8 protein-coding genes are annotated in these 11,655 nt (G+C 73.8%); all 8 read left to right on the top strand.

Annotation, left to right across the window (positions count from 1 at the left end):
* The first annotated feature begins 45 nt into the window (after window positions 1-45).
* The 8 genes from aroC (at window position 46) to FEF34_RS03970 (ending at window position 11,624) form a co-directional block, all read left to right on the top strand.
* Window positions 46-1,230 (top strand): chorismate synthase, encoded by a 1,185-nt coding sequence (aroC, locus tag FEF34_RS04005; RefSeq protein ID WP_138051886.1) that lies wholly within the window; start codon window positions 46-48, stop codon window positions 1,228-1,230.
* An 8-nt stretch (window positions 1,231-1,238) separates the two neighbouring features.
* Complete coding sequence (locus FEF34_RS04000; RefSeq protein WP_234042265.1) at window positions 1,239-2,381, top strand: 3-dehydroquinate synthase family protein; 1,143 nt, start codon at window positions 1,239-1,241, stop codon at window positions 2,379-2,381.
* Window positions 2,378-3,604 (top strand): IS701 family transposase, encoded by a 1,227-nt coding sequence (locus tag FEF34_RS03995; protein ID WP_138051885.1) that lies wholly within the window; start codon window positions 2,378-2,380, stop codon window positions 3,602-3,604. The genes FEF34_RS04000 and FEF34_RS03995 overlap by 4 nt, the downstream gene beginning before the upstream one ends.
* A gap of 27 nt (window positions 3,605-3,631) precedes the next feature.
* The gene (gene tkt, locus FEF34_RS03990; RefSeq protein ID WP_138051884.1) at window positions 3,632-5,767 is read left to right on the top strand and encodes a transketolase; all 2,136 of its coding nucleotides are present in this window, start codon (window positions 3,632-3,634) and stop codon (window positions 5,765-5,767) included.
* Window positions 5,764-6,879: a transaldolase family protein gene (locus FEF34_RS03985; protein ID WP_138051883.1), complete on the top strand. Its 1,116-nt coding sequence runs from the start codon at window positions 5,764-5,766 to the stop codon at window positions 6,877-6,879. The genes tkt and FEF34_RS03985 overlap by 4 nt, the downstream gene beginning before the upstream one ends.
* A gap of 160 nt (window positions 6,880-7,039) precedes the next feature.
* The gene (locus FEF34_RS03980) at window positions 7,040-7,987 is read left to right on the top strand and encodes a helix-turn-helix domain-containing protein (protein ID WP_138051882.1); all 948 of its coding nucleotides are present in this window, start codon (window positions 7,040-7,042) and stop codon (window positions 7,985-7,987) included.
* A complete protein-coding gene (locus tag FEF34_RS03975) occupies window positions 7,984-9,693 on the top strand; it encodes an AMP-binding protein (RefSeq protein WP_138051881.1) in 1,710 nt (569 codons plus the stop codon). The genes FEF34_RS03980 and FEF34_RS03975 overlap by 4 nt, the downstream gene beginning before the upstream one ends.
* The gene (locus tag FEF34_RS03970) at window positions 9,690-11,624 is read left to right on the top strand and encodes an AfsR/SARP family transcriptional regulator (protein WP_138051880.1); all 1,935 of its coding nucleotides are present in this window, start codon (window positions 9,690-9,692) and stop codon (window positions 11,622-11,624) included. The genes FEF34_RS03975 and FEF34_RS03970 overlap by 4 nt, the downstream gene beginning before the upstream one ends.
* The last annotated feature ends 31 nt before the right edge of the window (window positions 11,625-11,655 follow it).

The raw sequence follows: 11,655 nt of genomic DNA, 5'->3' as shown, positions 1-11,655 counted from the left end.
ACACGCCCTAGGACCTCACACCCGGAACACAACGAAGGAACTGCTTTGGCTACGTTGCGATGGCTCACCGCGGGTGAGTCGCACGGACCGGCACTGACCGCCGTGCTCGAAGGGCTGCCGGCCGGGGTGGAGATCTCCACCGGCCACCTGGTCGACGCGTTGGCCCGCCGCCGCCTCGGTCACGGCCGTGGTGCCCGGATGACGTTCGAGCGTGACGAGGTGGCCTTCCTCGGCGGAGTACGCCACGGCCGAACCCTCGGCGGCCCCATCGCCGTCCAGGTCGGCAACGCCGAATGGCCCAAGTGGCAGACCGTCATGGCCGCGGACCCCGTCGCGCCGGAGATCCTGTCCCGGCAGGCGCGCAACGCACCACTGACCCGGCCGCGGCCGGGCCACGCGGATCTCGCCGGAATGCAGAAGTACGGGTTCGACGACGCCCGGCCGGTCCTGGAGAGGGCCAGTGCCCGTGAGACGGCGGCCCGAGTGGCGCTGGGCGCTCTCGCCGAGGCGTTCCTCCGGCAGGCCTTCGGCATCGAACTCGTCTGCCATGTCGTGGCGTTGGGTGGAGCACACTCCGACACCGGAGTACTGCCGGGTCCCGGTGACACCGAACGGCTCGACGCGGACCCCGTCCGCTGTCTCGACCCCGAGGTCTCTGCCGCGATGGTGGCCGAGGTGGATCGCGCGCGGCGCGCGGGGGACACCCTCGGCGGGGTGGTGGAGGTGGTCGGGCACGGCCTGCCGCCGGGCCTCGGGTCCCACGTCCACGGGGATCGCCGGCTGGACGCGCGTCTCGCCGGAGCGCTGATGGGTATCCAGGCCATCAAGGGCGTCGAACTCGGTGACGGGTTCGCCCTCGCGGGCGTTCCCGGGTCCCGCGCGCACGACGAGATCGTTTCCATCGACGGGCGGATCGGCCGCAGGACGGCGCACTCAGGTGGGGTCGAGGGCGGCATGTCCACCGGCGAACTCCTGCGCGTCCGGGCCGCGATGAAACCGATCGCCACCGTCCCGCGCGCCCTCGCCACAGTGGACGTCGCCACCGGCGAAAGCGCCACCGCTCACCACCAGCGTTCCGACGTCTGCGCGGTGCCCGCCGCGGCCGTGGTCGCGCAGGCCATGACGGCGCTGGTGCTCGCGGACGCAGCCCTGGAGAAGTTCGGCGGCGACAGCGTCCCGGAAACCGCCCGCAACTTCCGCTCCTACCTCACCCACCTCGCTCCCGGATGACGGAACTCATGCCTCCCACACTCAGCGAATCCATGTCCCCCGCGGCCCCCGCGGCCCGTCCCCCGTCCGCCGCGACACCCCCCGCCCGTCTGACCGTCTCCGGTACGGCCTCCTGTTCCGTCGTCATCGGGGCCGGTGTCTCCCTGAAGACCGGGCACCTGCTCGACAGCACGGCGGTGCGGGTGGCCCTCGTGCATCCGCCGGTCGTGGCCGTCCACGCCAGGCGGATCGCGGAGGAGCTGGAGCAGAGCGGACGCAAGGTGCTGCCGCTCGTCGTACCGCCCGGTGAGGCCGCCAAGGACGCGGGCGTGCTGGTGTACCTGTGGTCGCGCCTTGCGGAAGAGGGGTTCACCCGGTCCGATGCCATCGTCGCAGTGGGCGGCGGGGCGACGACCGATCTCGCCGGGTTCCTCGCGGCGAGCTGGCTGCGAGGAGTGCCGCTGACCCTGGTCCCCAGCACCCTGCTCGGCATGGTCGACGCCGCGATCGGCGGCCGGACGGCCATCAACATCCCCCGGGGGAAGGACCTTGTGGGGGCCTTTCACACCCCGGACCACGTGATCTGCGACCTCGACCTGCTCCAGGGGATGAAACCCGCGGACTACGCCAGCGGGGTCGCCGGGGTCATCAAGGCGGGGCTGACCGGTGACCCGGGCATCCTCGATCTCGTCGAGGCCGACCCGCGCGCGGCCACCGACCCCCGCGGTCCGGTCACCGCCGAGCTCGTCGAGCGTGCCGTGCGGGTCAAGGCCGGCTTCGTCGCCGAGCCGCCGCACGGTCACGGACGCCGCGAGTTCCTCGACTACGGCCACACTCTCGCCCATGCCGTGGAACATGCGGAGCGCTACCGGATCCGGCACGGCCACGCCCTTGCCATCGGGATGAGTTTCGCCGCCGAACTCGCCGCGCTCGACGGCCGGCTGGACCCCGAGCACGTCGAGCGCCAGCGCGAGCTGCTCGTCTCCGTCGGACTGCCCACCGGCTATCCGCGCGAGGCATGGGAGCGGCTGCGTCCGGCGTTCGCCGTGGACAACGGGCCCCGAGGCCACCGGCTCCGTCTCGTCGTCCTGGAGGCACCGGGCCGACCGGTGCTGCTGGAGGACCCCGAAGAGGCGCTGCTGACCGAGGCGTTCACCCGGATCGGCACGTGAGTTCCCGTGGGCTCGTTCTCGGACACCGAACGGGCCGGCCGGCGGCGGCCGCGAGGGAGCCGGCCCGAGGAACCGGCCCGCGCCGGGCCGGTACCGCCGGCGGCTCCGACCTGGTGGCCGAACTGGCGCGGCAGGTGCTGCACTCGCTGCCCCGAAGCGACCAGCGGCGCAGCGGCGAGCTCTACATCAGAGGGCTCCTCGCCGCCCAGGGGCGCAAGACGATCCGCAATGTCGCCTCACCCACCGGCAGGACCGCCGATGCCCAACGGCTGCACCATTTCATCAGCGAGTCGACCTGGGACTGGGTTCCGGTGCGGCGGGCCCTGGCCGACCGGCTGGCGCGCGACGTGCAGCCGTCGGCGTGGGTGGTGCGGGCTGTCGCCGCCCCGTGCACCGGCCGCGCCCCCGCCCGGGCCGACTCCGGTGCGGCCCCCCGCGCCGGAGTCCGCGTCAACGGGCAGCGCTCCGTGGGGCTCTGGGCGGTCACGCCGCTCGGCGGCTTCCCGGCAGACTGGCGGTTGCTGCTCCCGCGGCGCTGGCTGGACGACCCCCGGCTGCGCGCGCGGGTCGGTATCCCGCAGGACGCCCGCCCGCTGGACGCGGTCGGTGCCGGGCTCGACATGCTCCCCGGGTCTCCGCAGTACGGCGCCCGGGGGCATGCACCGGTACTGCTCGACGCCCGGCGCATCTGTGCAGCCCGGACTGTGGCCGCTCTCGGTGCGCGCGGCCTGCCCCATCTGCTCCGCGTCAGTGCGTCGCAACTGCTCGTTCCGGCGGGGGAGCCCCCGCGGCGCACCCGAGCGGCCGTCACGGCGGAGCAACTGGCCGCGGACGCCTCCGCAGCCACCCGTCTCGCCACGACCGGCCCGACCGGCGCGCCCCATGAGGTGAGCCGGTTCGTCTGCCGGGTGCCGGGTGCCGGAGCGCCGCGGCAGTCGGTGCTGCTCGTCGACAAGGATCCGCGCCATCCCCGGCGCGCCGCGTTCTGGCTCACCGATCTGACCGACCACCCCATCGGCGCCCTGGTCCGGCTCACCCGTGCCCCCGGCCTCGTGGCCGGGGAAGCGGCCGGTACCGGGCGCCGGGTCGGTCTGTACGACTTCGCGGGCCGCTCCTTCGCCGGCTGGCACCGGCACACCACGCTCGCCTCCGTCGCCCACACGGCGGCACTGCTGCTTCCCGCCCGCACCGAGGACGCCTCCCGAACCGGCATCGCCTGCTGAGCGCCGGCCTGACCGAAAGAGGAAACCATGACCACCGCTTCGACCGGGCACCACCACCCGAGAACGACCACGCCGCCTTGGACGGAGATCGACCGCAAGGCCGTCGATGTCGCACGCGCCCTCGCCGCCGACGCGGTGGAGCGCGCCGGGCACGGCCATCCGGGCACCGCGATCAGCCTGGCCCCGGCCGCCCACCTGCTGTTCCAGCGGCTGCTGCGGCACGACCCGGCCGACCCGACGTGGGCGGGTCGGGACCGTTTCGTCCTCTCCTGCGGACACTCCAGCCTGACCCTCTACACCCAGCTGTACCTGAGCGGCTACGGGCTCTGCCTCGACGACCTCAAGGCGCTGCGGACCGAGGGGAGTTCGACCCCGGCCCACCCCGAGTACGGGCACACTCCGGGTGTGGAGACCACCACGGGGCCGCTCGGGCAGGGTCTGGCCAACGCGGTCGGCATGGCGATGGCCGCCCGCCGCGAACGTGGCCTGTTCGACCCCGACGCCGCGCCCGGCGACTCCCCCTTCGATCACACGATCTGGGCCTTCGCCTCGGACGGGGACCTGGAGGAAGGCATCAGCCATGAGGCGAGTTCGCTGGCCGGGCACCAGAAACTCGGCAACCTGGTTGTGCTCTGGGACGACAACCGGATCTCGATCGAGGACGACACGTCCATCGCCGTCTCCGAGGACGTGCTGGCCCGCTACCGGGCGTACGGCTGGCATGTGCAGCGGGTGGACTGGACCGAGGGAGAGGGCTATGCCGAGGACGTCCCGGCACTGCAGGATGCGCTGACCGCCGCCCGCGGCGAGAGCGGCCGGCCGTCGCTGGTCGCCCTGCGCACCGTGATCGGGTGGCCCTCTCCCGGCAAGCGGAACTCCGGCAAGATCCATGGCGCCGCGCTCGGCGCCGCCGAACTGGCAGCCCTCAAGAGCGAACTCGGGCTCGACCCCGAGCTCACCTTCCAGGTGCCCGACGGCGTCCTCGCGCACACCCGCGGCGCGGCCGAGCGCGGCCGGATCGCGCACGAGGAGTGGGACAAGCGGTTCCGGGACTGGCGGACCGCCCAGCCGGAGCGGGCCGCCGAGTTCGACCGGATCAGCGCGCGCCGGCTCCCGGACGGCTGGCAGCGGGCACTGCCCGATTTCCCCGCCGGTGAGCAGATCGCCACCCGCAAGGCGTCGGGCGAGGTGCTGACCGCCCTGGCCGGTGCCCTTCCCGAACTGTGGGGCGGGTCCGCCGACCTCGCCGACTCCAACCTCACCACGATGAGGGGCGAGCCGTCCTTCGTTCCCGAGGAGCACGCCACCGCCGCCTTCCCGGGTCACCGGTACGGCCGCACTCTGCATTTCGGCATCCGGGAGCACGCGATGGGCGCGATCCTCAACGGCATCGCGCTGCACGGCGGTACCCGTCCCTACGGCGGGACGTTCCTGGTGTTCTCCGACTACATGCGTCCCGCAGTCCGGCTCGCCGCGATGATGAGGCTGCCCGTGACGTACGTCTGGACGCACGACTCGATCGGCCTGGGCGAGGACGGTCCGACACACCAGCCCGTCGAGCACCTGTGGTCGCTGCGCGCCATCCCCGGACTGGATGTGGTGCGCCCGGCGGACGCCAACGAGACGGTCGCGGTGTGGCGCGGCATCCTCGAGCGCACCGACCGGCCCGCCGGGCTCGCCCTCAGCCGGCAGAACCTGCCCGTGCTCGACCGCTCCCCGGCCTCCGGGCTCGCTTCCGCCGAGGGCGCCGTGCGCGGCGGCTACGTCCTCGCAGAGGCCACCGGCGAAGCCCCCGACGTCGTCCTCATCGCGACCGGCAGCGAGGTTCCGATCGCTCTGGAGGCCCGACGCATCCTCCAGGAGGAGTCCGTCGCCACCCGCGTGGTGTCCATGCCGTGCCTGGAGTGGTTCGCCGAGCAGGACTCGGCGTACCGCGATGCGGTGCTGCCGCCGGACGTCGAGGCCCGGGTCTCGGTCGAGGCCGGTTCGGCGCTCGGCTGGTACGTGCTCCTCGGGTCGGCCGGGGAGGCCGTCGGCATCGAGCAGTTCGGGGCGAGCATGCCCTACCAGCGGCTGTACGAGCAGTTCGGGCTCACCCCCGAGCGGGTGGCCGCGGCCGCGCGCAGCAGCCTGCTCCGCGCCGCGCGGAGGGCCGTGCGGTGAGGTCGGCGGGCGCTGGGCTCTGGTTGGACGGGATCGGCCGCCAGGAGCTGTACGACGGGACTCTCGGCCGGCTGGTGCGGGAGCACGGGGTCCGCGGCGTCTGCTGCGTCCCGGCCGCCGACGGGAGTGCGGGCCCGTCGGCGTACGCACCCCATCTCGCCGTCCTGGCGTGGCGCGACCTGTCCCCCGGCGCGGCGCTCGCGGAGCTGCTGGCCTACGACGCACGCTGGGCGGCCGACCTGCTGCGGCCGCTGCACGAGGCCTCCGGCGGGGCGGACGGGCAGGTCAGCGTCGCGCTCGACCCCCGTCTCGCGCACGACCCGGTCGCCTCGGTGGCCGCCGCGCGGCGGCTGGGGCGCGCCGTCGGCCGGAGCAATGTGCTGGTCGCGATCCCCGCGACCCTGCGGGGCCTCGGGGTGGTCGAGGAGTGCCTGGCGGCGGGGATCGGCGTGCATGCCACGCACGTCTACTCCGTGGAGCGGTACGTCCGTGTCGTCGAGTCCTGCTTCGCCGGACTGGAGCGTGCCGTCAGGGCGGGGCGGGACCCCTCCCGCGTGGCTCCGGTCCTGTCGTTCGCCGTCGACGGCCTGGACGCCGCGGTCGAACGGCGGCTGGGAGAGGCGGACGGCGGCGCGGCCGGCGCGGTGCGGGGCCGGGTGGCGGTGGCGAGCGCACGGATCGTGCGCGAACTCCACGGTCGGCTCCTCGGCAGCGCCCGCTGGGCCGGCCTGGCCCGGCACGGCGCCCGGGCGCCGCGGCTGCTGTGGGGCACGCCGTTCGCCCCGCCGTACGGCAACGGGTCGGAGCGCAGGGCCGGTTACGGTGCGCGGCCGTCCGGGGGCGATCTGGGCCTGGTCGCGTGGGACGCGCTCCGGGCGGTGCCGGCGCCCGTCGGGGCACGGGCCGCGACCCGTGCCGAAGAGGGGCCTCTGACCGAGCGTGCGGCCTGGGAGGTGCTGGCCGCCCTGCCCGGACTCGGCATCTGCTACCGGGAACTGGCCACCGGGCTGGAGCGGTGGGCACTGGTCCGGTCCGGGCGGCGCAGCGAAGAGGCTCGTGCAGCGGTCGCGGCCGCGCTGTGTGAGCGCCGCGCCTACCGGGACGTGGCATGAGCCGATCACTCCCTGCCGGAACGCCCCGTTCGGTCCTCTTCATCGAAAGGTGCGATCAGGTTTGAATACCAGCATGCTGGTATGTTTTCATGGGGAGGATCTGCCGGAGCCGTCCCACCGGGTCGGCTCCCCGGGTCCTCATGCATGAGGAGGGGTTGAGATGCCACGCGTGGATGCCCTGGCACCACAGGACCAGACGGCGGCCGCGGGTGCCGGCAAGGCTCCCGTCGACCGTGGCGGCGTACAGATCACCACGGCGCGCGGCGAGACACTCGACGGCACCACCGCCCGCCACCGGTTCGGCGGGGTGACGGTGTCGCTGGTGCGGGGCGGGCCGCGCGAACTGGTCCTCCCGAGCCGTCGGATCGACGCCGCGCGGGACGGGTACCTGCGCGTCTGCCGTCCGCTGACCGGCGAGATATGGGTGTTCCAGGACGGCCGGCACGGCGTGGTCCGCAGCCCCCAGCTCATCTGCTTCGACTCCACCCGACCGTACAAAGTGATCATGCCGGAGAACTTCCGCATGGTCGACGTGATGGTGCCGCACCGCCTGGTGGGCATCAGCGGCACGGAGGCCGAGAACCTCACCGCGCAGCCCTGGGCCGGCGACCAGGGGCTCGCCGCGCTGCTGTCCACCCTCCTCGACGGGCTCGGCCGGCACGGCAAGGAGGTCGAGACCGCGGTCGACCTTCTCGGCGGCAGCGTCGTCGGACTCGCAGCGGCCCTGTTCAGCGAACGCATGCGCGATGTCGCGGCCGATTCCGAGGTCGCCAGACAGGCCCTCATGCTGCGGATCCAGGCACATGTGCGCGAGCGCCTCGCCGAACCCGATCTCAGCCCGGTCGTCATCGCCCGCCGCCACAACATCTCGCTGCGGTATCTGCAGAAGATCTTCCAGGAGTTCGGCATCAGCCCGGCCCGCTGGGTCAGGGACGAACGACTGGCGCGCTGTCGCTCGGAACTGGCCGATCCGGCCCTGGACCACCTCCCCGTCGCGCTGATCGGTGAACGGGCCGGCCTCTACGGCGCGTCCCGTTTCAGCCGGCTCTTCCGCGAGCGGTACGGCACCACACCACGGGAGTTCCGCAAGGAGAGGGCCGGACTGTGAGGCCCCCTCAGGGGCTCGCGCTCCTCGACGGCGGTCGCGCCCCGGAGCCCGACTGCGCGAACCTCGGCGAAGCGCTCCGCCGGGCGGCCGTGGCAGGCGCCCCCGAGGGTCTCCGCTTCGTCGGTGCCGACGGCGGCGAGACCCACCGCACCTATGCCGAACTGCTCGACGAGGCGGCGCGGCTGCTCGCCGGCATCCGGGCCGCCGGGGTCCGCCCCGCGGAACTGGTCCTGCTGCAGATCGCGGACCCCCCCGACCTCGTCGCCGCCTTCTGGGCCTGCGTCCTGGGCGGCTTCGTGCCCGTCCTGGTCGGGGCCGGGGACCCCGAGGCCGCGCCCCGGCTCCTCGACTCGGTCTGGACCCGGTACGGCAGACCACCGGCGATCACCGGGCGCGGCGCGCGCATCGGCGCGGCCACCCGCTCCGACCCGCGCTGGGCCGGTGCCTGGCTCGGCACACCGGACCGGCTGCGCGGCGCGAGGGCCGACCGCGCGTGGTATCCGGCGCGCCCCGACGGCCTGGCCCTGGTGCTGCTCACCTCCGGCTCCACCGGCGCGCCCAAGGCCGTCACCCTCACCCACCGGAACATCCTCAGCCGCAGCACCGCAACCGCCCGTGCCCACGCGCTCACCAGCGCCACCAGAAGTCTCAACTGGATGCCGCTCGACCACGCGGGCGGACTCCTGCTGTTCCACGTCCGCGACGTCCTCGTGGGTGCCCACCAGGTGCACGCGTCGCGCGCCTGGGTCCTGGAGGACCCCCTGCGCTGGCTCGACATGGCCGACCGGCACCGGGTCTGCACCACCTGGGCGCCCGATTCCGCCTTCGGGCTCGTCAACGACCAGGCACACCGCCTGGGCGGCCGAAGCTGGGACCTGAGCCGACTGCGCTACGTCCTCAACGGCGGTGAGGCGGTGCGCGGAGCCGTCGTGCGCCGCTTCCTGGAACTGCTCGCACCGTTCGGACTGCCCGCGGACGCGGTGTTCCCCGGCTGGGGCATGTCGGAGACCGCTGCCGGGGTGGTGGAGGGCCGGTTCCCCGGGCCCGCCGCCGAGGACGAGCGGTACGTCCCCGCCGGGCGCCCGCAGGCCGGGACAGCGGTCCGCTGCGTCGACGCCGCGGGGCGCACCGTTCCCCTCGGCACCCCGGGACATCTGCAGGTGACCGGCGCGTCGGTCACCCCCGGCTACTACGACGACGCGGCGCAGAACCGCCGGTCGTTCACCGCGGACGGCTGGTTCAGGACCGGTGATCTGGCCTACGTCGAGGACGGTGTCCTCACCGTCACCGGTCGCGCCGACGACGTCGTCGGGGGGACGGGCAGCGAGCCGAGCCGGCACGGCCACGAGATCGAGGCGGTGGCCGAGGAACTCGACTTCGTCACGCCCTCGTACACGGTGGCCTCGACGGTCACCGTAGCGGGCCGGGACGGGCTTGCCGTGTTCTTCCACCCCCGGAACGGCGGCGGGTCCGGTTTCGACACCTCGCTCGCCGCCGCCGCGATCAGGGACCGGGTGGCGGACCGGCTCGGGCTGCGCGTCGACCACGTCGTGCCGCTGTCCAAGGACGACGTTCCGAAGACGGGCGCGGGGAAACTCCGCCGATCGCGGCTGCGGCGGTGGTTCGAGTCCCGAAGTGCCGGCATCGCCGAACCCGGCACCGCCGACGAACGGAACAGGACAGGACTAGGGGAGAAGACACCATGAACGAGGCCACTCCACCCGGAGCCTCCTCGGCCGCCGCCGCACCGGCGGCGCTGCGGATCGGGATACTGGGCCCCCTGGAGGTCCGCACGGAGGGACGGGACCGCACACCGACGGCGCCCATGGCCCGGCGGGCGTTGGCGGCGCTGCTGCTGAACGCCAACCGGCTGGTGTCGACCTCGGCCCTGATCGAGGAGCTGTGGGAGGGCGAGCCGCCGAGGCTCGCCCGCAAGACCGTGCAGACGTACGTCTACCAGATGCGCCAGGCCCTCAGGCCCGGCGACTCCGCCGACACCCGCCGCACCAACCGCCTGGAGACCGGTTCCGGCGGCTACCGGCTCGTGCTGCGCCCCGGTGAGCTGGACCTGTGGGAGTTCGAGCACCGGGTGGCCCGGGCACGCATCGCCCTGAGCGAAGGCGATGCCGTAGAGGGCGCCAGACTCCTGCGCGAAGGGCTCGGGCTGTGGCGCGGCGAGCCGTTCGCGGGCCTGGAGGCCGGTCCGCTCCTCGCCGCGCAGATCGCCCATCTGGCAGACAGCCGGCTGGGAGCACTGGAGCTGCGCATCGACGCGGAGCTGCAACTCGGGCGTCATCGGGCCCTGGTGGGGGAGTTGCGCAAGCTGACCGCCGACCATCCGCTCAACGAGCGGTTCACCGCCCAGCTGATGACGGCCGCGTATCGGGCGGGTCAGCGCGGGGCGGCCCTCGACGCCTTCACGCGGCTGCGCCGAAGCCTGGTCGACGAACTGGGCATCGAGCCGTCGGAACGGCTCCAGGAGTTGCAGCGGACCGTGCTCGGCGCGGAGGCGCCCGTCGAGGCCGTGCCCACGCGGTCCGCCGCGCCGTCCCGCCGGGCCGGGACCGCACCCGCCGTTGCGTCCCAACTGCCGCTGCCCACCGCCGATTTCGTAGGACGCGAGAGCGAACTCGATTTCATCACCGAGTGCCTTGACGAGCCCGGCCCCCGGGTGCTGACCGTGCTCGGCCCCGCCGGCGTGGGCAAGAGCGCCCTGGCCGTGCACGCCGCACACCTGCTGCGCGACCGTTTTCCCGATGGCCAGCTGCACGCCCGGCTGCACGACGGCGCGGACGAACCCCGTGAACCGGGCTCCGTGCTGCGCGCGCTGCTCAAGTCCGCCGGCGCGGCGGGAGAACTGGACCCCCAGGGGCCGGTCGACGAACTCGCCGCCGTCTTCCGCGACTGGAGCTCGGAACGCTCGCTGCTGCTGCTGCTGGAGGATGCCGCGGGCACCGACCAGGTGCTGCCCCTGCTGCCGGGAGGCACCCGGAGCCTGGTCCTGGTGACGTCCCGGATCAGGCTGCCCGGACTGACCGGTGCCCGAGGTCTGTCACTGGCGCCGCTGACCACCGACGACGCGGCCGCCCTCTTCACCCGCGTGGCCGGCGCCTCGCGGGTCGGAGGGGACACGGAGGCGCTGCGGGAGGTCGTGCAGCTCATGGGCAACTTCCCGCTCTCGCTGCGGGCGGTGGGCGAGAAGTTCGCGGTCCGTCCGATGTGGACGCTCCCCGATCTCGCCCTCGGCCTGCGCGACGAGAACCAGCTGGCGGCCGAACTGCGCGACGACGCCTGCAACGCGCTCGCCAGGGCGACCGGTGCCATCGCCCGGCTCGCCCCGCCGCTGCGCCGCGCGCTGCACCTCCTCGCGGCAGCGGCACCCGACCCGTTCGACATCGCGCGGGCCGGCGAGCTGCTCGACTGCGACACCTGGAGCGCGCAGTCCGTTGTGGGCCGGCTGCTGGACCGTCATGTGGTGATAGCGACGGAGCAGGAAGAGGCGGCGACGGCCGCGGCCATGACCTTCCGCGTCCACGACCTCATCCGCATGGCGACAGCGCGGGAGGAGACGTCGGACGCCCGCGTCCTGCCCCTGGCCGGACGCTCCGGCTCCGGCCGGTTCACGGCCACGGGGTGAGGCACGGGCGTGCGGTGGCCGTGGGCTTGAC

The sequence above is a fragment of the Streptomyces marianii genome (assembly GCF_005795905.1).
GTDB lineage: Bacteria > Actinomycetota > Actinomycetes > Streptomycetales > Streptomycetaceae > Streptomyces > Streptomyces marianii.
This window is presented reverse-complemented; position numbering and strand designations above follow the sequence as displayed.